The 24,022-nt window shown below is 41.1% G+C and carries 19 protein-coding genes and 1 tRNA gene; 8 read left to right on the top strand and 12 right to left on the bottom strand.

Features of this window, described 5'->3' with window-relative positions; all coding sequences use genetic code 11:
* Positions 1–138 precede the first annotated feature (138 nt).
* The gene (locus C3B73_RS09995; RefSeq protein WP_103665465.1) at positions 139–330 is read left to right on the top strand and encodes a hypothetical protein; all 192 of its coding nucleotides are present in this window, start codon (positions 139–141) and stop codon (positions 328–330) included.
* 600 nt (positions 331–930) lie between these two features.
* Complete coding sequence (locus C3B73_RS09990; protein ID WP_157939472.1) at positions 931–3,474, top strand: CHAT domain-containing protein; 2,544 nt, start codon at positions 931–933, stop codon at positions 3,472–3,474.
* Positions 3,475–3,612: 138 nt separating this feature from the next.
* Here C3B73_RS09990 and C3B73_RS09985 read toward each other — a convergent pair whose 3' ends face one another.
* On the bottom strand, positions 3,613–4,356 hold the full coding sequence (locus C3B73_RS09985) for a tetratricopeptide repeat protein (protein WP_103665463.1): 744 nt from the start codon (positions 4,354–4,356) through the stop codon (positions 3,613–3,615).
* 266 nt (positions 4,357–4,622) lie between these two features.
* Here C3B73_RS09985 and C3B73_RS09980 point away from each other — a divergent pair, with 266 nt between their 5' ends.
* Genes C3B73_RS09980 through C3B73_RS09970 form a run of 3 tightly spaced genes read left to right on the top strand, consistent with a single transcriptional unit; the run spans position 4,623 to position 7,880 of the window.
* Positions 4,623–6,074, top strand: coding sequence for a TlpA disulfide reductase family protein (locus tag C3B73_RS09980; RefSeq protein ID WP_103665462.1), 1,452 nt, complete (start codon positions 4,623–4,625; stop codon positions 6,072–6,074).
* Positions 6,071–7,222 (top strand): glycoside hydrolase family 3 protein, encoded by a 1,152-nt coding sequence (locus C3B73_RS09975; RefSeq protein ID WP_103665461.1) that lies wholly within the window; start codon positions 6,071–6,073, stop codon positions 7,220–7,222. Before C3B73_RS09980 ends, C3B73_RS09975 begins: the two co-directional genes overlap by 4 nt.
* The gene (locus C3B73_RS09970) at positions 7,215–7,880 is read left to right on the top strand and encodes an HD domain-containing protein (protein ID WP_103665460.1); all 666 of its coding nucleotides are present in this window, start codon (positions 7,215–7,217) and stop codon (positions 7,878–7,880) included. The genes C3B73_RS09975 and C3B73_RS09970 overlap by 8 nt, the downstream gene beginning before the upstream one ends.
* A gap of 118 nt (positions 7,881–7,998) precedes the next feature.
* Here C3B73_RS09970 and C3B73_RS09965 read toward each other — a convergent pair whose 3' ends face one another.
* The gene (locus tag C3B73_RS09965) at positions 7,999–10,746 is read right to left on the bottom strand and encodes an alpha/beta hydrolase family protein (RefSeq protein ID WP_103665459.1); all 2,748 of its coding nucleotides are present in this window, start codon (positions 10,744–10,746) and stop codon (positions 7,999–8,001) included.
* A gap of 107 nt (positions 10,747–10,853) precedes the next feature.
* On the opposite strand from C3B73_RS09965, the gene C3B73_RS09960 reads away from it, so the two are divergent.
* Complete coding sequence (locus C3B73_RS09960; protein WP_103665458.1) at positions 10,854–11,435, top strand: DinB family protein; 582 nt, start codon at positions 10,854–10,856, stop codon at positions 11,433–11,435.
* A gap of 21 nt (positions 11,436–11,456) precedes the next feature.
* Here the strand turns inward: C3B73_RS09960 and C3B73_RS09955 are convergent, their stop codons facing one another.
* Genes C3B73_RS09955 through C3B73_RS09945 form a run of 3 tightly spaced genes read right to left on the bottom strand, consistent with a single transcriptional unit; the run spans position 11,457 to position 14,242 of the window.
* Positions 11,457–11,927 carry a sterol desaturase family protein gene (locus tag C3B73_RS09955; protein ID WP_103665457.1) on the bottom strand — a complete coding sequence of 157 codons (471 nt, stop codon included), beginning with the start codon at positions 11,925–11,927 and terminating at the stop codon, positions 11,457–11,459.
* Between the two features lie 17 nt (positions 11,928–11,944).
* A complete protein-coding gene (locus C3B73_RS09950; RefSeq protein ID WP_103665456.1) occupies positions 11,945–13,051 on the bottom strand; it encodes an NAD(P)/FAD-dependent oxidoreductase in 1,107 nt (368 codons plus the stop codon).
* Positions 13,052–13,063: 12 nt separating this feature from the next.
* The gene (locus tag C3B73_RS09945; RefSeq protein WP_103665455.1) at positions 13,064–14,242 is read right to left on the bottom strand and encodes a M20 metallopeptidase family protein; all 1,179 of its coding nucleotides are present in this window, start codon (positions 14,240–14,242) and stop codon (positions 13,064–13,066) included.
* A gap of 109 nt (positions 14,243–14,351) precedes the next feature.
* Between C3B73_RS09945 and C3B73_RS09940 the strand changes: the two genes are divergently transcribed.
* Together C3B73_RS09940 and mnmD are read left to right on the top strand one after the other, a co-directional pair.
* Positions 14,352–15,626, top strand: coding sequence for a DUF4097 family beta strand repeat-containing protein (locus tag C3B73_RS09940; protein ID WP_103665454.1), 1,275 nt, complete (start codon positions 14,352–14,354; stop codon positions 15,624–15,626).
* Positions 15,627–15,698: 72 nt separating this feature from the next.
* The gene (gene mnmD / locus C3B73_RS09935; protein WP_103665453.1) at positions 15,699–16,466 is read left to right on the top strand and encodes a tRNA (5-methylaminomethyl-2-thiouridine)(34)-methyltransferase MnmD; all 768 of its coding nucleotides are present in this window, start codon (positions 15,699–15,701) and stop codon (positions 16,464–16,466) included.
* Here the strand turns inward: mnmD and yihA are convergent, their stop codons facing one another.
* From yihA to C3B73_RS09900, 7 genes are all read right to left on the bottom strand, one after another.
* Positions 16,467–17,060, bottom strand: coding sequence for a ribosome biogenesis GTP-binding protein YihA/YsxC (gene yihA / locus C3B73_RS09930; protein WP_103665452.1), 594 nt, complete (start codon positions 17,058–17,060; stop codon positions 16,467–16,469).
* Positions 17,060–18,562: an amidophosphoribosyltransferase gene (gene purF / locus C3B73_RS09925; RefSeq protein WP_103665451.1), complete on the bottom strand. Its 1,503-nt coding sequence runs from the start codon at positions 18,560–18,562 to the stop codon at positions 17,060–17,062. Before purF ends, yihA begins: the two co-directional genes overlap by 1 nt.
* Positions 18,563–18,680: 118 nt before the next feature.
* Positions 18,681–20,804 carry an ATP-binding protein gene (locus C3B73_RS09920; protein WP_103665450.1) on the bottom strand — a complete coding sequence of 708 codons (2,124 nt, stop codon included), beginning with the start codon at positions 20,802–20,804 and terminating at the stop codon, positions 18,681–18,683.
* An 88-nt stretch (positions 20,805–20,892) separates the two neighbouring features.
* Positions 20,893–21,312: an OsmC family protein gene (locus tag C3B73_RS09915; protein ID WP_103665449.1), complete on the bottom strand. Its 420-nt coding sequence runs from the start codon at positions 21,310–21,312 to the stop codon at positions 20,893–20,895.
* A gap of 144 nt (positions 21,313–21,456) precedes the next feature.
* Positions 21,457–23,151 (bottom strand): outer membrane protein assembly factor BamB family protein, encoded by a 1,695-nt coding sequence (locus tag C3B73_RS09910; protein WP_157939471.1) that lies wholly within the window; start codon positions 23,149–23,151, stop codon positions 21,457–21,459.
* A 438-nt stretch (positions 23,152–23,589) separates the two neighbouring features.
* Complete coding sequence (locus C3B73_RS09905) at positions 23,590–23,865, bottom strand: GIY-YIG nuclease family protein (RefSeq protein WP_103665447.1); 276 nt, start codon at positions 23,863–23,865, stop codon at positions 23,590–23,592.
* A gap of 49 nt (positions 23,866–23,914) precedes the next feature.
* Positions 23,915–23,986, bottom strand: a tRNA-Gly gene (locus tag C3B73_RS09900).
* Positions 23,987–24,022 lie beyond the last annotated feature (36 nt).

Genomic DNA, 24,022 nt, shown 5'->3' with positions numbered 1-24,022 from the left:
CTGAAACCGTCACCAATGCCCCTGACAACAGTGTCTTTTCCGGCGGCGTTGACGTAAAACCGATCGTGGAAAAACCTGACTGGTAAGCACTTGATCTCCAACTAGAATAACCTCTTAACCAAATAAAATCCTACTACCATGAAATCACTTAAATCAACCATCGCCCTGTTATCCATCGTTGCTCTCTCTTTCGGATGCGCCTCCGTGACCGACGCCTCCCTGACCGAAGAGCTGGCCAAGCAGCCTGAAACCGTCACCAATGCCCCTGACAACAGTGTCTTTTCCGGCGGCGTTGACGTAAAACCAATCGTCGAAAAACCTGACTGGTAGACTTAATTATGTTACATTTTATATTATTATTAAATAGGCCGCACTAAATTGATATACATACTTCTTACATTCCTGTTTTTACAAGTAACGCCTGATTCTATTGGTATATCTAAAGAAACAGAGCAGCAATTGGTAACATATATTCAGGAAATTGAAGGTGAACAGCGAATTGATGTTAACATTTGGGCAATAAATAAAATTGCTATTACAAATTGTGAACATTTGAATTATACCAAGGGCAAAACAAGTCACCTTGATGAAAAATTTAGAGTATTTAGTAAATACGATTGTGAAACATTAAATACTGAAGATGAAAACCTTCTCAATGACCACTTAAATTATTCTTCAAATAATTTAAGAACTTTGTACCAAAACATAGTTCAAGACAGCTTAATTACAAAAGAATTATTGGGGTTTGATGAACATAAATTGATTCATTACAAATTTTTAGTTGAGCCTAATAATAGTGGGTTTTATGATTTAACAACATACCTACCTAATGCACTTGATTTCTGGGTAGAACAAGTTAGAGATCATAAAATAAGACACAATCTTGATCTCGCTTTAACATTAGCACTTATTGTCAGAGCAAGTTTGATTTTGGATCGATATGATTTAATTGAAGAATTCGATGAGCAATTTCTTGAATCCACATATTTGCCATCTGCCATCGATAAACTTCGTCTTTTAGGGGCCATTGATTACACGTATTATCGATTTGGTAACTATGCAAAATCATTAGATTTATTAAGGAAACATTCTATTCCACTTGCTAAAACTCTTTCTAATCCAGAAATCTTAAGTGCATTAAAGAACAGACAGGGAGCTTACCTATTTGAATTAGGAAAATATCATGAATCATTAGAGATCTACGAAGATATTTACACTAACTCTGAAAGTTTTGAGAAGCAGTATGAATTATTTACAAACTTAGGTATCAACTATTTAAAAATTGGTGATTCAAACAGGTATTTGAATTTCCAGCTTCAAGCCTTGGATCAGGATATTCAAAATTATAAAAGTAAACTAACGATCTATCGAAATCTTATATCACATTACACTTCGATAAAGGACTTCAATTCTGTATTAGAGTACTTTGACAAAGCTAAAGATCTCGCATCTCAGGAAAATGACTCTACAGAATTGGCACTAATTGATATGTATAAATCTGAATTTTATCAAACAGCATACTTAGATTATTCCAAAGCTCTAGAGTACTTACGTTCCGCTGAAAATGACATTAATCCTGAGGCTCAATATGGTATGTACATAGATCTTATTCTTGAGAAAGCTTACATACTAACTAAAACAAACTCACTAAACGAAGCCCAAAAAGTTTTTGAGGAATCTAAGGATCTCGCACTATCAAAATCTGACACTCCGAATTATATCGATGCCTTGGTCAATCTTACTGATATTAGTCTCAAAAAAGGACAGATTGATGAGGCGAATACACTTCTTGAGGAGATCAGCCTTTATCCCAGAGATAATCTGGATTTTGAGCTGTTGGTTAAATATTTCACAGTTAAAGCTGATTTTCATTCCAAGAACAATGACAACCGGCAAGCTATAGAGGTCATTCAACCGGTTATCACTCAGGTAATTGAACGAGCAAAAAACAACACTGACTCGCAACAAGGCTTCTGGACTATAGAAGACGAATATCTTGATGCATTTCAACTTATTCTAAGGTTGTACCTGGAAGAAAATGACATGCAAAATGCTCTGAGTACTCTTGAGCAATTCAAAACCATCAATGATGCCTCCCTGTATAACAGTCCGTTGATCAAAGCAAATAAACTTAGTGAATCGGACCTGGCGGAAGAAAAAATTCTTTCTGATCGACTTCAAAGTTTAAGGAATAAATATCTGAACGCATCTGAAGCTGACCGGTTTGAGATCAAGCGACAAATGGATCAGGTTTCAGCTCAACGCGAAGAGATCTTATCAAAAGTGGAGGTTGAAAAGAAAAGTTCAATTCCCTCTTTATGGAAACTTCAGCGATCTATTAATCCAAATGAGCTTGTGTTACATTTTACGGAGATCGGAAATGAACTTTATGTATCTCATGTGACCATTAATGACATCCGGATCAAACGTTTACCTTTTGAACCTGAAGACAAGGAGCGGTTCAACAACATTGCCGATAACCTCGCTTCCGGTTTTACAAACCTGGAAGATCTTTACGATTTATATGTTTCACTCGATCTGGATATTCCGAAACACACGGAACTTATCACTGTAATTCCTGATAATTATCTCTACCGTATTCCTCTTGAGGTTTTACCAACCCGGTCCCCTGATTCGCCGGTCAGTTTTGGAAGTACCCGGTACATGATAGAGGATCATCATTTCCGTTATTTCACTTCCCTCAAAGAATATGATGGAAACAGAAGAACTTTATCCAATGGATTAGAAAACGACTTTGCCGCCTTCGCCATCTCCGATTTCAAGGATTTCACAATTAATGATCTTCCCTCATTACCCTTTGCCACGGTTGAAAGTAGAAATATTGAAAATGCCCTGACATCATTGGGTCAGAAAAAAGTATTTAACGGAGACCAAGCAACCAAGGAGGCCTTCAAAAGATCTGTTGAAAATTCCAGATTGGTTCATGTGGCTACACACAGTGAGGTCTCTGAACAGAACCCTCTGTTTTCTACCATTTACCTAAATAATCCGGATGCTGAGGCAGATCTCGAATCTGAACAGGCTTTATATGCCTACGAGTTATTTGACACTCCACTGAATAGTGAGTTCATTATGCTGAATTCCTGTAGTTCCGGTTCAGGAAATTATATTCAGGGCAGTGGGATCATGGGCATCAGCCGTGCTTTGAGATATGCCGGTGCCAAGAGCCTGGCTTTAAATTTATGGTCTGTTAATGATAAAATTGCCTCTGAATTTGCCACGGACCTGTATTCCTATCTTAACGAAGGACATACAAAGAGTGAGTCGATCCGAATGGCAAAACTGAATCAGCTGAGATCTGCCAATGCAAACCCACACTTTTGGGGAGCCTATATGTTGATAGGGAATCCATCTCCTATTACAGAAGATCATAACGGATTTATGCTGATCGTCTCCCTTTTATCCTTTACATCCATATTTTTTGGATATACAGCTTATAAAAAAGCAGCTTAGTTTTAGCCAAGCTGCTTATAGTCTCATTTCAAAAGGTTACATTTTGATCAGCATATGGTACCCCGACATACACCACATTCATTAACTGGATAGCTTAGTGAAATATAATTACTATTACCTGTGTGTCTAGATTACGATTTACCGTCCTACAGTTGATAATGCATCCACATAGGTTTTAGCCACTCTACTATAGGCACCATTTAATGCATATGCATTTTTGAATGCCTCTTCGGCTTCTTCCAGTCTGTCCATCTGGAAATAGGAGTTGCCTAAAAACCAATATCCTTTTTCAAGAGTAAGTACATCGATCTTATTTTGAGTTATCACCAATTCAAAACTCTCAATAGATTCCTGATATTGACCGTTGTTGTATTGAATTGAACCAAGACTTAATGCAAGCTCAGCCTTTAGTTGAGTATCATTGGTTGTTTCCATCTCATTCTGGAGTAATTGAACAGCCTCATTGACCTCTCCGTCAGTGGCAAGCTTTATGGCTTCTCTGATCACTTCACTTTCTACCGTTTCCGAAAAGCCATCCGCACTTCTGACCACATCAAGCCCAATTTGATCGATGGGGCCAACTGAGAGGTTTTCGGTGGTATTGTAATTCATCACGCCAATAACTCCGGCAATAAGTATTACTGCCGCTGCGGCTGCATATCGCATAACTTTAGGCAGTGAGTAAATTTTTGCAGAAGGTTGAGCTTGTTTCTTCTTATCGATCACTGCTTTTAGATTCGCTACACTTTTCATGTAGTCCAGGTAATATTCATCCTGAATTAATTCAGCCCATAGCTCATCTGTTTCGTCTGCATTAAGCTTTCCATTTACATACAGATCAATTTTTCTCTCCAGCTCTTTATTTACTTTACTTTCAATCATTTGTTTCTATGCTATTAAGATTACTAACTATTTTCACTTGCTTATAACGCCCCGAAACTTCCGGCGTTTTCATCTTATGAGAACTACCCTCCTCATATCTAAGACAAGAGGAGTGAACTCACTGTTTGTTACACTTTTTATTTTATTTATTTGAAAAAAAGTTTTTCCGTCTTGTTTTCTTATTATAAAGAGTATTCAGGCGGGGATAATGTTACACACTATTTTATAGATAAATGCCTGATTAACTGATTCTAATCATCCATTTTATGAACATTACCAAAATACTGCTACTACTTTCGTCAGGACTGTTTCTGTCTTGTACCAACGACACAAAAATAACCGGAAACATCGACTATCTTGGGGATGCCCATTTAATTCTTGAACAAATACCCGTTCACTACAAATATGCTCCCCTTCAACAGGACACAATAGAGGTTGATGAGAATGGAAATTTCAATTTCTCAATCAATATTGATACTGGTGAAATACGGTTATTGTCAATTGGTGACAATAATTACCCCTTATACCTTACCCCCTATAACACTTTAAACATACAAATAGAACGTTCTGCCTTTCCCAAAAATGTCTCAATTGAGGGATATGAAGATAATTGGGATAACAGGTATAGTGACTATCTCGCATCTATTTCTGAAATAGAACGTCAGATCCCTCTTGAAGAAGAAAAGATCAAAACCGCTCAGGAAAATAAGCTCCTCGAGTTGAGCCAAGAAAAATATAATCTGGCAGAAGAGTATTTAAACGGCAGCCCACTTGACGATTATTACTTTAAAGCCATTGGAGAACATTTAGTATTTAGTGTACGGGCCATTGAGTACTATCAACGTTTTTTGGAGAGTTATGATGCTGATTCTGCCCGTACTGCCGTATTTGAAGAAGCTGACTCCCTCAACTTTTTCACCATTGAATCTCTAAGGGCACAACGTGCAGGCATTCGCGATTTTTCTCACTACTATGCCCGAACTTTTGAGATCTACGATAGTGTAAAAGCTGCTTATGGAATGGACTTGTCAGAATATGATATCAAACAGGTGGCTTATGAAGAACTCAACGAAAAACGCGTGCAGGTGCTAGATCACATGAAAAGCCGGGATGCCCTGGCTCATGCCAGCATGTACCTTGTTGCTGAGCGCATTGGAGAGCAGGGCCTTGAGATAGCGCGTCCCAGCTACGAAGCTTATCTTAATGAGTTCTCTGATTACCAGGAGTACACTGATTTCCTGACCTATTTCTATGAGGAAATGAAAACCGTTTCACCGGGTCAGCCCGCCGTGCCTTTTTCACTGCCTGATATAGCTGGATCCATTCATAAAATGGATGATTATCTGGGGAAATTCGTTTTACTGGATTTCTGGGCCGGTTGGTGCCAGCCATGCCTCGATGAATTCTCATATATGAAACAGATCTATCAAGATTACTCGCGAGATGAACTCGAGATCATCGGTATATCCAACGAAGTTGACAGTCTGTTGTGGGTTCAGGATGTAAACCGCCTGGAACTGCCCTGGATTCAGTTATATGGAGGCAAAGGATTTGAGGAAGAAACCTTCAAAGCCTACAAAGGCGGAGGCATTCCATTTTATATTTTAGTAGATCCTAACGGGAATATTGCCCGTTATAACGATATTCGACCATCCTTTAATTTCACTGAAGTGCTCGACAGCTTACTTCAGGAACATCAAAAACAATTTAACCAATGAGCCGAATCTTACTATCCCTATTTCTGCTGATAACTTTTTGGGGCTGTCAGCAATCTCAGTCTGAACCTGAACCAAAACAAATATTTGATACCCAGAGAATCGGTCAGATGATCATGGTGGGTTTTAGAGGTACGGAATTATCAAAGGACAGTACCATTTACAAAGATCTGACTGAACGCAACATTTCCGGTGTCGTTTTGTTCGATCGGGATGTGATCACCGGCAACCGCAGCAGAAATATTGAGGATCCTACACAGTTAATGCATCTTAGTAATGCCATCATTGCTGCTACCCCCAATTCACCGTTTATTGCGGTTGATCAGGAAGGTGGATTGGTGAGCCGCCTCAAGGAGACTAAGGGGTTCCCACCATCAGTTTCTGCTGAATACTTAGGTAACCTGGATAACGAAGATTCTACTCGTTACTATTCAAGTATCATGGCTCAGGAATTTATGGTGGTGCGAACCAATACCAACTTTGCACCGGTTGTGGATGTGAATACAAATCCGAATAACCCTGTGATAGGCAAACTGGAACGCAGTTATTCTTCGGATCCGGAGAAAGTCGCAGAACATGCCGGTTATGCCATAGATGAATATTCAAGAGAAGGAATTCTGTCAGTCCTTAAGCACTTTCCCGGTCATGGAAGCTCGACATCTGACAGCCACCTGGGTTTTACTGATGTCACAGATACATGGGATCCAAAAGAACTCATTCCTTACAAAGAACTCTTTGCCAATCATGATATTCGGGCAGTCATGACTGCCCATATTTTCAATGCCAACATTGACTCAGTGTGGCCGGCAACGCTATCCGAAAAAACAATAAATGGGTTGCTTCGGGACTCACTGGGATTCGAAGGCGTGGTTTTTTCTGACGATATGCAGATGGATGCCATTCGCGATGAATATGGCCTGGAAACGGCCATACAGCAAGCAATTAACGCCGGCGTGGATGTTCTGATTTTTGGCAACAACTTGCATTATGAGCCTAAAATAGCCGAACGAGCCATTGAGATCATTCAAAAATTGGTACGAGAGGGAAAAATAGAAAAAGAAACCATTGAAAGATCCCTGGCTCGAATTGATTCCCTCAAAATTGATGTGATCGATGAATTGTGTAGTTGTATGGATTTTTTAAATGAATAAAAATAAAATTTTGGTAAAAACAGAGGCCTATGTGCGCCAAAAGCTGGAAGGTGAAGGTTCCGGCCACGATTGGTGGCATATTCATCGGGTTCGGAATGTTGCCCTGCAAATTGGTAAACAAGAAAAAGCTGATCTCTTTGTAGTTGAACTCGCTGCCTTGCTCCATGATATTGCTGATCACAAGTTTCATGGTGGAAATGAAGACATCGGTCCTGCCACGGCGCGAAAATGGCTTGAAGAATTAGAGGTCCCTGAACCGATCATTAAGCATGTTACTAATATCATCCGGGATGTATCTTTTAAGGGAGCCGAAGTGGATACCCCCATGAAGACTGTTGAAGGCAAGGTGGTGCAAGATGCAGACCGGCTGGACGCCCTGGGTGCTATAGGTATTGCCCGGGCGTTTGCATACGGTGGATACAAAGAACGGGAGCTGTATAACCCCGATATCAAACCGGAGTCTCATCGATCGTTTGAAGACTACAAAAAGAGCACCGGACCAACCATTAATCACTTTTATGAAAAACTTTTCCTGTTGAAAGATCGAATGAATACAGAATCAGGTCGAAAAATTGCTGATGAACGGCATAAATATATGGAAGATTTTGTCGCTCGATTTCTCAGAGAATGGGAGGGTACTTCTAATAATACCTTTTAAGTTTGTGCAGTTTTCGCTCCGCACGCTCTGCATCGGAGCGAAAGAACTCGGTTCCTAAAAACATTCGTCAGACGGACTTTAAGCCGTCAAACGAATAATTCATTTCCAAATTAAGGGATTATTTACCCTGATAGGCTTCTCCTTCCAATATCCATTCAGGTTCGCCCTCACCTTTCAAATAGAAATCAAAATATTCCTTCATACGAATGGCATAATCAAGTTTATTTGAAAATTTCTGCAGGTGATGAGGCTCATCGTGATACTGCAGAAATACCACCTCTTTGTTGTAGCGACGCATAGCCAGATATAGCTCAATACTTTGCTCCCATGGAACAGCTCCGTCCGCATCACCGTGCATAATCAACATAGGTGTATTGATCCTGTCTGCGTAGAATACAGGGGAGTTTTCAATGTAAAGATGTGGGGCTTCAACAAGGGTCTTACCAATTCGGCTTTGCGTTTTTTCATATTGAAACTGTCGGGCTAATCCGGAATCCCACCGAATTCCACTATAAGCACTTGTCATATTACTGACAGGAGCTCCTGAAACAGCTGCGTCAAATATGTCAGTTTGCGTCACCATATGTGCCGTTTGGTAACCACTCCACGAATGACCGTGTAAGCCAAGCTTATCTTCTTCTGCAATACCCATCTCAATCAATTTTTGAATTCCGGGTACCAGGCTCTTGGTTGCAGATAATCCGGGGCGGCCAATTTCAAATCTGATATCCGGCAGGAATACTACATAATCATCGCTTACATACTGTGCGAAAACAGGGCGGTGATTGGTCTTCGGTTCGTTGAAATCATACAGACGATCCGTAAAGAAGCGGTAGTAATACGTCATGATCGGATACCGTTTGTTGGGATCATAATTATCAGGTTTGATGACAACACCCTGGGTGAAGGTTCCGTCAACACTTAGCCAGTCAATGAGTTCTGCACTACCCCAATTCCATTTGTCTTTGAGATCCATATGCAACTCAGTAAGCTGTTTTTTCCCTGCAAACTTCCAGTTATTGGCCACCCAGATATTTGGAAACTCATCGTATGCTTCCCGTTTGTACAGAACTGTTGAAGCATCATCGGCTTTCTTAACAAATGTGAATTTCTTGTCCTCTTCCAGCAACCGGTTCACACCTGAACGATTAGGCCTGGCTGAATAGAAGCCAAAATTCTTGTTCAGATCGTGATACGAGGTCAAAAGCAATTCTTCGTTGCTTTTAAAAGCTTCGTTTCTCTCTTTGTTCATATCCTCGATACGAAACACCCGGTTTTCTTTTCTTCCTTCACCGCCTGTAATATTTCTGGAACTACCATTTGAAGTTTCAAATCGCCAGATATCAAATTTATCGTAGATCAAAATGGCCCTATCATTTTCGATCCATCCTGCAACACCATATCCGGGAACATCCGAAGGGTAATCGTGGTCTTCGTTGTAGAAAGGCACATCAATCTTTTCACTAAGATTTTTGATTTCCCCCGACTCAGTGTTGATCAAAAACCAATGCTTATCCTGATAATAAGCTGCGTACCTGCCCTGCGGTGAAAGATTTACCCATCCACCGAAATGTTCCAGAAATTGAGTTCTTTCACCGGTGTTTAGGTCCACAAAATAGTAATCCCGGTAACTTCCATCCCAGGTTCTCTCTCGCATGTATGGCTCATCATTGCTACCGATCAGAACATTCGCATTGTGATCTATACTGACGTCCGGCATATTCTTATCAGCAAGCTGAACCGACTCATTGCTTTCTAAGTGATAAACGGCTGTATAAAGCTGATTTTTTCGGGAATTCCATGTTAACTTTTCATGGGTTTTGATCTGAGGATCTTCACCGTGCCAGATATCAAGTCCACGGTCATCTACAATTTCAGCGATTTCATATATATCCACTTCCTCGGTTTCTTCGCTATCCTTCTTTATTTCAAGCTCGACCATCTTTGCATCCATCACTCCATAAAAAAGTCGCTTTCCATCATGCGTGAAGATCAGGCGGTTATTGGATCTCAAAGCGAAACCCGCCTCTACTTCATCAGGACCAAGTAGGGTTTTCAGGTCATTATTTTGGCCGTTCCAAATGTGCAGAGAAGCATCGGTTTCCACAAAGGAGGTATCGTATGAAGCTTTCGTAAATGCCAGTTTCTTTTGATCATGATCCCAGGTTAAATTTGCGTAATAGCCGCTCTCCTGTTTTTCAATTTGTTTCGTTTTCTCAGTTTTTAGATCAAAAGCGTAAACACCATTCTGTGTATTACTGGTATCCACAACGGTATAGGCCAGATGAGTGGATAAACTATCGAATGCCATTTCATCAACAAAAGGAAGCTCAAATTCATCACCTGAGGATAAGTTCTTCAATCGTAAAGTTTTACCGAGCCGTTTATTTTTTGATTTCAGTTCAGCCACCTCTTTACTTTGCATATGATGAACAGCCAACCACTTTCCATCTTCCGAAAAGGTAAATGTACTTACACTGTCGTAAGAAAAAACCTCTCCGTTATTGGTTGATAAAACTGAAAGTCCCTGTTGAGGTTTCTCCTTCTGATCCTTTAACTGCTTTTTCAAAGGAACCTTTTTGAGTGCGGCAACCCAATTACCCGTGGCTGTAATTTTTGGAGAAGCTCCCAGATCGATGGTATAGGTTTGTCTTCCATCAGTATTTTTTACTTCAACCCGTCCATCCCCCCTATCGGGCCACACTTCATATGCTACCCATTCCCCATTCCCTGAGAGCTGAATAGAACCTATATCTTCAAATTTCATCACATCCTCGAAACTCAGAACTCCCTGAGCCGTACCCAATGATGTAAACAGTAAAGTGATAGTCAGAATTAGTAGAAAACGGATTTTCAGAGATCGCATATGCAGAATTTTTAGTTTTGTGAATGATGGTAAGAAAAAGTATTTAATTGATATATGAAACGGTCATTGTTCTGTTTAGAATCTTTTTACCCCTCAAACAATCAATCATGAAAAACTCAGGCTACACTTATGATTATTTTTTAAAAGCATTTGATGAAGCTAAGGTAACAGCCACAAATATGGTCTCAGAAACCGATAATCAGATGCTTACAAAAAAACCGGACAAAGAATCCTGGTCGATGATCGAGATCCTGAATCACCTGGTTCAGGCGGGGAACGAGTACCTGCCTCAGATCAAAAAAGCTTTAGATAAAGATGATGCTAAACTCACTAAGGGAAGTGAACCCTTTACCCCCGGGATCTTCTTCCGTTGGTTTATTGGGCAGGTTAGCCCTGAAAATCCTCGTAAACTACCCACCGTTTCATCTTTTAAACCTGTAAATATTTCTAAGCTTGATATCGAAAATACACTCACAGATTTTTTAGCTCTGCAGGACGCTTTTATTCACATTCTAAAAAGAGCAAAACTGGAAGGGTTGGATCTGAATCGGATCAAAGCAAAGAATCCTATTATAAAGATCATTCCGATGTCTTTGACAGCTTGCTTTGGAGTAGCAGACGCACATCAGCGGCGACACTTTGATCAAATGAGAATACTCAAGGATACTTTTTTGTCACAGGATCACTAATAACATCGAATGATATAATATTTAATCCCTGTCATATTTTCGTTGGTGTTCAGGGTATTTATCATAGGGAAACAAAAACAGGCCGTAAGGTTCATTCCCTTGCTTCCCCACATCCTGATGGTGGCGCTGGTGAGCCCTTCTTATCAGTTTCATTAGTTTGTTGTCACTGCTGAATGGAATAAACCTCTTATGGGAAAAAAGGTCGTGTATGATAAAGTACAGAATACCGTAGACCGCGATTCCTGTGCCTATTCCAAAATGTGGAGAGGCAAACATGGTGTCGCCTCCTGTTACCATCAGCCAGACTGAAATGGATGCGAAGATAAGTGAGAAAATATCGTTCAACTCAAACAAACCATGGTCCGGTTTATGATGAGATTCATGGATCTTCCACAGTAAACCATGGAATAACCAGCGATGTACACAATATGACACGATCTCCATACCGGCGAATCCAAGAATTATAAAACCTGACAAGTACAAAAAGTCCATTTGGGGCTCAGTTACATTTATTCAAGTTCTGAGGCAGCTTCTTTTCCGAGCTGCATTCCTAAAGCAACTCCCATTCCACTCAGTCCGGCTACCAAAACCACATCTGTTGACACTGCATTCATTATGGGACTTTTTGTAGGCGTGAAACCCATGATTCCCGACCACTCCCTGTCAATTTCCCAACCTTTGGGAAGTTTCAAAACATTGTTTGCGAACTCTAAAAGGTGATCTTTGATCTTTGCATTCGTTCCAAATTGCATTGTTGTTTCCACATCAATGTCTAAACTTCGGGCACCTCCCAGTAAAAATCGATCCTCTCCTACTCCCCTGAAATAATAGTATCCTGCATCAAAATGGTAAGTTCCATTCCATTCAAGATCCTTGATGGGCTTTGTGACAAATACAAAACCCCGACCGGGTTTGATATCAACCTCCGGCATTAGATTTGAAGTAAATGAATTTGTGGCAACTACCAGCTTAGCAGCATGAAGTTCGACCCCATTATCCAGCCATAGATTTTTTTGTTCTTGATCGATCATTCGAACATTGATCTGCCACCTGAATTCTACACCAAGTTCCAGATTTTTATGATACAGGGTGCGCATCATTTTTCCCGGGTGCAGACAACCCTCATGCTTAATGCTTACCGCTTTAAAACCATTATGTGTGGTGGCTTGATACACATCCTTTACACCGGCTGCTTCATGCAACCATCTGTTAAATACCGGCAGTTGTTCAACAGCTTTAGCGTAAACACCCTCATCCGTAAAGATCTCGTATGCACCCGGTTCACGATATTCAATATTTTCGTCACCCAGCGTGGCTCTCAATAATTGCAGGCCATTGAATCTTCTTTGAATCCGGTCTATGATCTTTGATTCTTTCTCTATCTTCAGATCAGCCATGTGTTCGGTTGGCGATCCAAAACAAGCAAAGCCCGCATTTCTGGTACTTGCCCCAATTGGGAAAAAACCACGATCTATAACCAAAACCCGCGCTTCAGAATGGTTTTTCTTATAAAAGTGAGCCGCCGACTGCCCTGTCAACCCCGCTCCAATAACGATCAGGTCATATTTCTGATCATACAATTCACCTTCCCAATACGAACGTTCTGCCTGTATCATTCTTTTTTAATTTTATTCAAAAATCAAACTTGCCATAAGCGGTGTTGCCGTCTCAAAGAATCGGTCATCCACATTGTATTTTGGGTGATGCCATGGATATTCTGAATCCGCTTCCTTGCTGGCACTACCAACAAAGAAGAAGGCTCCCGGAAACTCCCTCTGATAAAATGCGAAATCTTCTCCTGCCATAACCGGTTTCCTTAGTTCGATCACTTTATCATTCCCCAATATTTTTCTGGCAGACTCTAAAACCAGGTTAGCCTCCTTCTCTGAATTTATCACTGCAGGATAGCCCCTGTTGAAATCAAACTTATAATCTCCCCCGGCTTCCCTGGTGATCCCTCTGAGCATCGCCTCAAGGCGTTCGATCACAAGTTCTTCCGTTTCCGGTGATAATGTCCGGGCGGTACCCCATAGTTTAACTCTCTCCGGAATGATGTTATGAGCAGAACCGCCCTCGATCCTACCAATGGTCACTACAACGGGCTCCGTTGGGTCCACATTTCGGCTTGCTATGGTTTGAACCGTATTTATGAACTGAGAGGCTAAGACGATCGGATCTATGGCTTCATGTGCCCGTGCAGCATGCCCACCTTTACCAATGATCTCCACCTCAAACTCAGATGTGGATGCCATCAAAGGTCCCGTTTTGGTTGCCACAATACCTGCACGGTGCATCGGTGAAGTGTGAATACCATATATAGCATCCACCTTATGCTTTTGTAAAAAACCTGTTTCGGTTAAAAGTTTACCTCCCCCGGGCAGTTTCTCCTCTCCGGGTTGAAATACCAATAGCACGGTTCCCTCGATCTCTGCCTTCAATTCCGACAGGATCTTTGCCACAGTCAACAGATTTGCCGTATGCGCATCGTGTCCACAACAGTGTGCAACCCCTTCGTTAAGTGAAAAGTAATCCTGTTTTGCTGTTCCCTCTTCTAAAATTGGCAAGGCATCAATATCAGCTCTCAGTGCTACGACTTTATCAGACGCTATACCTCCTTTCAGGATTCCCACACAGCCCGTCTCCAGTGGGTTCTCATAGGGAATATTCAACTCATCTAATCTGGATTTAATATATTCAGTTGTCTTATACTCCCTGAATGAAAGCTCCGGATGTTTGTGCAGATATTGACGGGTTTCTACCGTTTCTGAAAAGTATTTTTTTGCCAGTTCTGCAATTTTTGAATGCATATGGTATCAATTGGTTTCTAACTTTGCAGATAATAAGAATATTATAACAGTGAACGTAACTTTATGTAAGTGTAATCGTAGCACACGGTGTTAACCAAAGAGCTACTCTATGAAAACAACATCCTGGGAAATAATTGTTGCCGGCTTTTTATTTGTGGGACTCTCGATCTTCCTGATCGAGAACAGCTCAATGCGATCAAACTCCGGACATTCCGAGCTCCCCACTGACTCTCTGGAGGTTTCAAGTGATGAAGATGAAATACGTGTATTTAAGCTTCAAAGTCTCGAAAATCTTGGCAACCTTGAAAACCTGAGCAATCTGGAGAATCTTGAAAATTTGAAAAACCTCCAAAATTTGGAAAACCTAAAAAACCTGAAAAATATACTTCCTATGGAGATCCGAGCTGAATTTGAGCGCGAGATCGATGAAGTGATCAGAGAAATGGATCAGGAAAGCCTGGAGGTAAATTTTGACGCTGAGAATAAAACGGTGACCATAGATCCAAACTCTGTTACAAATCAACAGGGCTGGACCGTTAAAAGTCCCGGGGTTTTTCTTTTTACACGCTCTTTTGATTCCGAAAATTACTCCAAAACAAACCTTAACCTCCCTTTTGGTTCAGTAGATGTTAATGGAAATCAGGAAGGAACAGGTCATCTGTTCATTGAAGCCTCCGGACAAATTTCTACCCTCAATGATCTGCGTTCGAAGTTGGCGATGGAATCACTGACTGAGGATAAAACAGCCGTATTTGAACTGATCTCTAAATCTAAAACATCTGACGATCAGAATATTCAGATCCAAAGCAGACTTGAGATACCAAGGAATATGGAACTGGATATACAGACTAAAGCCGGCCATATTGACTCAGATAATATTCAGGGAGCACAGACCTATTTGACTAACGGCGGCCATATTTCATTGAGTAGTCTCTCCGGAACCATAAGTGCTGAAACAGGTGGAGGACATATTCAGATCAAAAAATCGGAAGGTCGGGTCACCCTTATCTCTAAGGGAGGTAACATTAGGGTTCAAGACCTGAAAGGTGATATTGAACTGGAAACCGGCGGCGGTAGTTTACAGATTATTGATCACGAAGGAGCTGTTAATGCCACCACCAATGGCGGAAATATTGAACTGAGATCCCCTACCTTAACTGGACCTATAGCCGCCCAAACAGGAGCAGGTACTATTACCATATGGATATCAAAAGATTCAAATGTAACGCTTGATCTTCAAGGCAGTAATGTAGAGATCGATTCTTCCTTAAATTTTCAGGGCTCTAATCAATCGGGGAATGCAATGGGATCTATTGGATCAGGTACCTATAAGATCACTGCTAAAACCAATTACGGAACTATTTCTGTGAAGGCCCTCAAGTAAAGGTTGTGAATCTTGTCATAACCGAAAAGAATCAGCTATCTTTGGTGGAAACCAATACGTTCGTACATCAAGATGAGCCAGCATATTCACACCACTAAAGACGGATCTTCTACCTTATTTTCTGAAAAATTTGATCAATATTACCATAATCCCAATGGGGCAGCCTCCGAAAGCCTGTACGTGTTTTTTGAGCAATCGGGTTTATTCAGGTCATTAGAAAAATCGGACTCCCTTACAGTGTTAGAGATTGGCTTTGGAACCGGTTTGAATTTCCTCTTGCTCGCTGATCATCTTAAGCAAAATCACATCCAAACATCCGTTGATTTCTACTCCGTTGAAGCTTATCCCATTAGTAAAGAGACCGCTACAGACATAAATTTCACTGATCATATATCGGATCCTGAAATTACAGATGCCCTGCCTCAGATCTTTGATTCACTCAAACCGGGAATGAATACATTCCAACCCTTCGATGATCTGGAGCTAAGCCTTCATTTGTTCAACGGCTTTTTTGAAGATTTTAACCCTTCCAAACTTTCAGCTGATTTTATTTTCCATGATGCATTTTCTCCCGAGGTGAATGCTGAACTTTGGTCAGATGAAACGTTCAATAAATTGGCAGGTTATTCGCATAGTGATACCATTCTGACCACATACTGTGCAGCCTCTAAAGCCAGAGCTGCTATGTGTGTGGCCAACTGGTATGTAGCAAAAACAAGGGGCGCACTTGGAAAAAGAGAGATGACGATCGCTTCAAGGTCGGAAGAGAAACTAAACGACTTTAAGAGGCTGAATGAAAGCAGACTGGCTGAACGGTACCTGAATGGAGATTTTGAATAGTTAATCTACCATCACAAAATCTGTGATCAGAGATTTGATCTCATCTACACCCTCCCTGGAACTCGATGAGTAAGGCAGTATTGGAACCTCGATATTCATTTCCTTCATCATTCGCCGAACCTTTGCCTTAGATTGATTGACCTTATTTTTGGACAATTTATCTGATTTTGACAGGACCACCGCAAACGGTTTTTCATTCATCCCCATCCAATAAAAGAAATCCTCATCCAGCTGGCTTGGGTCATGGCGTACATCCACAACATGCAGGATCAATTTCAGGGAGTCTCGGTCCAACAAATAATCCCGGATATTTTTACCCCAACGCTCTCGTTCTTTTTTGGGAACCTTAGCGTACCCATATCCCGGCAGATCCACAAAAAAACAAGCATCACCAACCTGGTAATAGTTCATTTGCTGGGTCTTACCCGGTACATTCGAGGTTCTGGCAATATTCTTTTTATTCAGCAGAGCGTTGATCAATGAAGACTTTCCAACATTCGATCTTCCCGCAAAACAAACCTCAGGCAAACCTGCCGGTGGACATTCTTCTAATTTGGTAGCACTGGTAATGAATTTTGCCTGTTTATTGAACATCAGATAAGTTCGTTAGCCTCTTTTTCTACACCAAAATTAACCGGAACAGGATAATTCCCTGTAAAACAAGCCGTACAGTACTCATGGTCAGATGGATTGGCCTCCTTAACTGCATTCACTAAACCCTCTGCCGACAAATATCTGAGGCTGTCAACCCCGATCTCTTTGGCCATTTTTTCGATGTCTCTGTCGAATTTATTAGCGATCAGTTCGTCCGGACTGGGAAAATCCATTCCATAATAGCACGGACTAATGATCGGTGGAGAACTTACCAGAAAATGAACCTCAGAAGGATTGCACTCCCGGATCATGTCTACCAGGTAGCGCGAAGTGGTTCCCCGCACAATAGAATCATCCACAATGATGACCGGCCTGCCTTCAATAACCCCACGAACCGGATTGAACTTGGTTCTTACCTTCTGCTCCCGGGATTTTTGTCCGGGTGAAATAAAAGTTCGTCCAACATAATGATTTCGGATCAACCCCATATCGTATCTACAATCGTAGCCTAATTTCTGGCTTTCAGATGCATAACCGAGAGCTGCCGTATTACTTGAATCGGGAACAGAGAAGACGACAGGTTGTTTGCCTGATTTGTCATTTTTCACAACTTCTTCCAGTGGATGTTCTGAAGCTAATTTCTTTCCAAGATTTCTTCTGATCTTATCCACCATTTCCCCAAAGATCATACTATCAGGGCGAGAAAAATAAACATACTCAAAAATACACTGACTGGTACTCGTCCCTTTTGAAGGCGGAATGAAAAACGATTTGGGTTCACCTGTTTCATGAGCTTCTTTGTCGATGACCACAACCTCGCCGGGTTTTACATCCCTGACATACTCTGCGTTATTGATATCAAAAGCACAGGTTTCACTGGCTACACAAAAGGATCCATCCACTTTACCCAAAGCAAGGGGTCTGAATCCATTTGGGTCTCGTACTGCGATCAGTTTATCATCTGTAAGAATAACGAGACAGTAAGCGCCTTCGATCTGCCTTAAAGCATCCATGATCTGATCCATCTGGTCTTCATATAAACTGTGAGAGATCAAATGAAGGATCAGTTCCGTATCAGACGTGCTTTGAAATAAAACTCCTTCTTTTCTGAATCGCTCTCTGATCTGCTTGGCATTCGATAGGTTGCCGTTATGCCCTATGGCAAGATTCCCGTTCCGGTAATGCACACGAAACGGCTGAATATTTGCGGGGTTCTTTGAAGAACCGGAGGTCGAGTACCGGTTGTGCCCGATCGCATTATTCCCCTTCAGGATCTTATTGAACACCTTGGATTTGTTAAAGACGTTAAGCACTAACCCAAAATCTTTGTAAGCGGGCATAGCCGGACGGTTCTTTTCTTCGTCAAAATAGGATGTCACAATGCCGGCTGACTCTTGCCCCCTGTGTTGGAGAGCGTGCAGTCCATAATAGGTGTGAACCGCTGCATCGGGGTGATTATAGATACCGTATATTCCACAATATTCGCGAGGTTTATCGCTCATATTCAAAGCTCCAAAAAATAGTGAGGGTTAATGATCCGTAAATATAAGAAATGATGGGACTATTCTGGAATGAGATAAGAAACAAGTTTTCTACAGGTTATTAACACATCAAATTATTTCAAGCCTTCGGGATCTCAACCATAAAGGTAGTTCCTTCTCCAACCTCACTTTCAAACGAGATCTTACCATGCATTCTTTCTACAAAATCTTTACTGAGGCTCAACCCTAAGCCAGACCCTTTTTCATTCTGCGTCCCTTTTCGGGTCCAGTTTGTATTTTCAAAGATCTTATCCCGGGCATCTTCAGGAATTCCTATGCCGGTATCTTTGACCTTAATGATCACATGGTCTGAAGATTCTTCTGATGACACACGAATAGTGTCACCCGGTTCTGTAAATTTGATGGCATTGGAAATTAAGTTCCTGATCACCAGTGAAAGTGCGTTGTAATCAGCCTTGACATCATATCCATTCATTACATCTGCTGTCAGGTCTACTTTTTTCTTATCAGCAATAAATTTCTGGGAATGAATCACATCCTCTAACAGATCAGAAACCGCTACCGGTTTCAGGCTCACCTCTACGCCGGATAGTTGTTCTTTTGCCCATACCAGCAGGTCTTCAACCACATTCGAGTTTTCCTGCATAGAAGCTTCCAGCTCAGGGATCAATTCCTGGATCTCCTCCAGCGTAAGAAGGTCACTTTTTATCAGGCTTAACATGCCTTGCATTGACATGAGTGGTGACCTAAGATCGTGTGAAATGATGGCAAACAGTTTATCCTTTGCTTTATTGAGTTCCTCAAGCTCTTTGTTCTGCTCCTTTAACTGAGAATACATTTTCTCTTTTTCACGCGAGGTTTTCTTCATTTGGTAAAGAAGGAATGAGACCAGTATGATCACTAAAACAGTTATTAATATGAGTATGGAACGGTTACGCAGCTGTTCTTCCTGCCTCGTTTGTTTTTCTTGTAGTAAACTGTTGATCTCGTTTTGCCTTTCCAGCTCCAGATAATTTTGGGCATTGGCCAATGCTTCTGATCGTTCTTCTTTATTCACACTGTCGGCTATGGTAGAATATTTCAGCAATTGATCATAAGCCTCCCGGTACCTGTTATCCCTGGCATACACTTCATGCAAAGCTTTAGCTACTTCCAACCTGTAAACGGAATTGATCGCGTCATCCGCAATGGAAGCCGCATATGTCAGATATTCAACAGCTTCTTCATACCGCTCCTGTTCGGCATACATTTTACCGATAACAAAGTTATTGTAGTAGATACCATCGGTAATGCCCTGATCCTCACATAATTCAAGGGAAGAAAATAACAGCTCTTCGGCCTCATCATAACGCTCCATTCTTGCCAGTGTTCGGCCCCGGTTGTGCATGATGATAGGTGATGGAACCCCGGGTTGTAAAACAGATAACGCATCTTCTGCCTCGTTGTAATTTGACAAAGCTTCCTCAAAGTTTTCTGTGTTACTTAACGTATTTCCAAGGTTCAGGTGGGCTCTGAAAATATCTACAGTCAATCCTTGTTGCTTTGCCAGATCCAGAGATCTTTCAAGGTAGTAAAGGGCTTTCTCATAATCCTCACTCTTATCGTATTCCATGCCCAGGTTGTTGTAGGCCAGGATAAGCAGGGCACTATCCTGAACCGACGTTGCGTACTCAACTGCTTCCTGGTAATTCTCAAAAGCAAGCTCTTTCTGCCCCATATTGCCATACACATTTCCCAAATTATGGTATAACCTGGCATTCATCTGGTCTATCTCATCTTCTGGCAGTCGGTCTAAAAACTGTTTGGCCAAATTGAAGTGTTCGGCTGACTTCACCAGGTCTTCGGTGCGACTGTAAATAATCGCCTTTAAATTGTGATACTGTGCCATCTGACTGCTGTTTGGATACTCTTCCAAAGCGTCATCAACCAGTTCCATGGCTTCATCGTACTTTAACTGATCGATCAACAGATCAACACGATAGGCAACAACCTTTGCTAAGCCCTCGGTGTTTTGATCGTCCAAATAAATACTTTCTGCTTCATCAAGAAGCTCATTGGCCTTGTTGAATTCTCCATTATTCTGTGCTTCCTGGCTTTGTACCAGCAAATTTTCGACCTCAACAGTATCCTGTTGAAAATAATAACCACCAAGGTCATAGCCATTAACCCCGGGAGAAGCCGTCAGGGTAAATAACCCAATTAAAACCAGATGAAATAACCGTAGCGTAGTTTTATAGAGCAATCGTTTAGCTTAGATGAATATGATTGCCCTAATCTAAAAAAAGCCCTTCAATGAATGAAGGGCTTTTATATGAAAAATTGTATAGATCTTAGAGTAACGTTGCTTCCAGTTGTATCTCAACACCGGTTAGGGCTTTGGAAACCGGACAGCCTTTTTTAGCGGCTTCTGCGATCTCCTGAAATTTATTCTTATCGATATTTGGTACATCTCCTTTAGTGATCAACTTGACTGTGGTTATTGCTGCTTTTCCGCCATCAATGGTCACTTCTGCATGGGTCTCAACAGAGTTTGGGGTAAATCCGGCTTTATCCAGTTCATTGGAAAATGCCATAGAAAAGCAACCTGCATGCGCCGCTCCTATTAATTCTTCAGGGTTAGATCCTGACTTATCCTCAAATCGGGTAGCAAAACTAAAGTTACCTTCATAGGACCCACTTTCCAGTTTCATGGTTCCACTTCCTGATTTCAAATCTCCTTTCCAAACGGCTTCAGCTTTCTTAGTTGGCATATATAAAATTGTTTTAGTTTTAAGTATTGTTCGCAATAAAGGTAAACATTCTTTAATGATAACTCATTCCTAATTCATTTTAAAAACGGCAGTCAGGATCTATCTGACTGCCATTATCCTAAAATATGAATCCTTACCTACTTTTTAGTTTGGAGAGTACATTCTGACTACTTCATCCTTAAGTACATAAATATTTGAGTAATCAGGAGAAACCCTCAGATTTTTTCTTCCACTATCTGTACCTAAAGTTCCCAGCAAAACTCCATTACTTCTGTCAATCAAATGATATGCTCCATCAATTGGATATTCAGCATCTGAATAAGCCGGTTTGGGTGATATCAACACATTCTCATTTACATCACTGAAATGCATCAACCCTCCGGTTGGTAAAGTTACAGAAGAAGTTAGAGTACCATTCGTTTGGTTATACACTCCAAATCCACTTTCACCCGTCACATAGATCTTTTCCCCATCTACTCCGAAATCTGTCATTGCACCAATCCCATCTGAACTGCTATTAATCGTGTAAAGCTCACCCCCTGTATCAGGATCTAGCGAAATCACATTTTCCGTTCCGGCAGCCAGAATCTTCCCATTCTGTTTTACCATATGAAACTGAACACCGTTTTTACCAAAACCTGATTTTTCCCATACCTTTTCCCCGGATATTCGGTCAAGCGCAAGGATCTTATCTGACCGGTCCATTGAAATAATAAGATTATTATCCATTACCAGCATATCGCTGACCGGTTTATTACGGCTTAATTTATCTGTTTTCCATAACAACTCTCCTGTATCCAAATTGAAGGCTTGCAACACAATGTCGACCCCAGTAAGCCCTACATTTTCATGGTTTACTCTGTACAATATATTTTCGTGTATTACCGGGAAAGCAAACAAATTCATGATCTGTGCTTCGGGTGCCATAATATCCAGGATGCGATCGCTACCCGTTGAAGTCTGCCATAGCTGATCTCCGGTTTCCATATCATACACTTCAACATTCAGGAAATTTAACATGATCTTACCATCAATAAGCCTAATATCTGCGGTACGGTCTGCCCAAATTCCAAATCCATCAAGTTTTTCCCTGATATTTCCATCATAAGAGGCTGACCACATGGTCTTACCAGACGCAGCATCAATACGCATTATTTGTTTGTTGAACTGCAACCCTTCAAGACTGTAAGCGTCATCATCACTATTTACCGCTACCAAACTATTCGATTCAGAATCATACAACAGTTTCGCGAGACCTCCCTTGAATTCATCGTTACTCCAAAGTACGGTTCCGTCATCAAGGGATACCAATTCCAATCCATCTAAAGTTTTAAATGCAAAGGCATTTAGTTCCGGCAAGATCTTTGTCAAATTTCCCACAAAGCGTTCGGGCATTAACATGCTTGAAGCTGCATCTGTTGCAACCTGACCTCCCAGACTCATCCCTTTTGACAATGCCCTTGCAAAGGTTTGATATCTCTCTAAACTCCATTTCAGATCATTATTCACCCATTCTACACTCTTTTTATTCAGATCTATAAGTGAAACTGACTCGGCAAATGTAGCATAATTAAATTCAAGCAAAGCATGTTCTCCAGGAAGATATATGTACGTGACTTTATCTGTGAGTCTTTCCACTCCTCTGTTTGTCTCAACCCAAACATTAAAGAATGAATCACGGTCTTGTTCCGTGATTACCTTTCCTGTTTGATCTATAGATTGAACTCCTCCAGGAGATATCAGCGTTACGGCATCTCCGTCATCTGTGATCATCATTTGGGTAAGCATCTTATCCCAATCCTCATTAAAGACTCTTTGTTGCTCCCACTCTTTTGTCATGGTTGTTTCTACTGTTGTTGCACACCCCGTTATAAACACAATTAGAGAAAGCAAAAATGTGCATTGTACCTTTCTTTTTATCCGCATCGATTTTTATTTAGTATGATATTGTTTTTATTCGCAGATAGAATGATCTAACATGCTATCTACTCATCAATACGAAGTTTCTAAATTAATGAGATCATTTAGGGTATTATTTACCTTTGAGTCACTCTATATTTAATCTCTCGAGTCTTTTTTGTACCCCGGCCCCAGTAGATCCAACATAAAATCGATCCCTGGAAGAGCTATAAATGATGTATGTATCAAACATGATTCCTAAAACTAAAAAAGGCAGCCAAGTGTTACCTGACTGCCTTTTGAGCGGGAAACGAGATTTCCCGATTTCGGGACGACCCCAACCTTGGTCCCGATTATTCGGGATGCTCTACCATGGAGCTATTCCTTTGTGCTATCACATTCATTCTCATCAGAAGCGATCAATGCTTCAAGATATGATCGGCTCTTCTGACGTTTAATATGATTCTCCCACTGTAAGGCTTCGGTCTTGGTCTCAAAACTCCGAACATATTTCAATTCCCAGGGGATACCGGATTTCGTTGATCGTGTCCACCCCTCATTATGCCGCTCGAGTCTTTTTTGTACCCCGGCCCCGGTAGATCCAACATAAAATCGATCCCTGGAAGAGCTATAAATAATGTATGTTTCAAACATGATTCCTAAAACTAAAAAAGGCAGCCAAGTATTACCTGACTGCCTTTTGAGCGGGAAACGAGATTCGAACTCGCGACCCCAACCTTGGCAAGGTTGTGCTCTACCACTGAGCTATTCCCGCTTATCAATATGTTTTTTAATACTTCTCATTTCTGAG

The sequence above is a fragment of the Gracilimonas amylolytica genome (assembly GCF_002911695.1).
GTDB classification, from domain to species: domain Bacteria; phylum Bacteroidota; class Rhodothermia; order Balneolales; family Balneolaceae; genus Gracilimonas; species Gracilimonas amylolytica.
Note: the sequence above shows the minus strand (reverse complement) of the source record. Positions and strands in the feature narration are given on the sequence as shown.

Bases quoted from the DNA above. Each gene is read 5' to 3' on its own strand.
- C3B73_RS09995 (WP_103665465.1), top strand. From the start codon at position 139: ATGAAATCACTTAAATCAACCATCGCCCTGTTATCCATCGTTGCTCTC.
- C3B73_RS09985 (WP_103665463.1), bottom strand. From the start codon at position 4,356: ATGATTGAAAGTAAAGTAAATAAAGAGCTGGAGAGAAAAATTGATCTG.
- C3B73_RS09980 (WP_103665462.1), top strand. From the start codon at position 4,623: ATGAACATTACCAAAATACTGCTACTACTTTCGTCAGGACTGTTTCTG.
- C3B73_RS09975 (WP_103665461.1), top strand. From the start codon at position 6,071: ATGAGCCGAATCTTACTATCCCTATTTCTGCTGATAACTTTTTGGGGC.
- C3B73_RS09970 (WP_103665460.1), top strand. From the start codon at position 7,215: ATGAATAAAAATAAAATTTTGGTAAAAACAGAGGCCTATGTGCGCCAA.
- C3B73_RS09965 (WP_103665459.1), bottom strand. From the start codon at position 10,746: ATGCGATCTCTGAAAATCCGTTTTCTACTAATTCTGACTATCACTTTA.
- C3B73_RS09960 (WP_103665458.1), top strand. From the start codon at position 10,854: ATGAAAAACTCAGGCTACACTTATGATTATTTTTTAAAAGCATTTGAT.
- C3B73_RS09955 (WP_103665457.1), bottom strand. From the start codon at position 11,927: ATGGACTTTTTGTACTTGTCAGGTTTTATAATTCTTGGATTCGCCGGT.
- C3B73_RS09950 (WP_103665456.1), bottom strand. From the start codon at position 13,051: ATGATACAGGCAGAACGTTCGTATTGGGAAGGTGAATTGTATGATCAG.
- C3B73_RS09945 (WP_103665455.1), bottom strand. From the start codon at position 14,242: ATGCATTCAAAAATTGCAGAACTGGCAAAAAAATACTTTTCAGAAACG.
- C3B73_RS09940 (WP_103665454.1), top strand. From the start codon at position 14,352: ATGAAAACAACATCCTGGGAAATAATTGTTGCCGGCTTTTTATTTGTG.
- mnmD (WP_103665453.1), top strand. From the start codon at position 15,699: ATGAGCCAGCATATTCACACCACTAAAGACGGATCTTCTACCTTATTT.
- yihA (WP_103665452.1), bottom strand. From the start codon at position 17,060: ATGTTCAATAAACAGGCAAAATTCATTACCAGTGCTACCAAATTAGAA.
- purF (WP_103665451.1), bottom strand. From the start codon at position 18,562: ATGAGCGATAAACCTCGCGAATATTGTGGAATATACGGTATCTATAAT.
- C3B73_RS09915 (WP_103665449.1), bottom strand. From the start codon at position 21,312: ATGCCAACTAAGAAAGCTGAAGCCGTTTGGAAAGGAGATTTGAAATCA.
- C3B73_RS09910 (WP_157939471.1), bottom strand. From the start codon at position 23,151: ATGACAAAAGAGTGGGAGCAACAAAGAGTCTTTAATGAGGATTGGGAT.
- C3B73_RS09905 (WP_103665447.1), bottom strand. From the start codon at position 23,865: ATGTTTGAAACATACATTATTTATAGCTCTTCCAGGGATCGATTTTAT.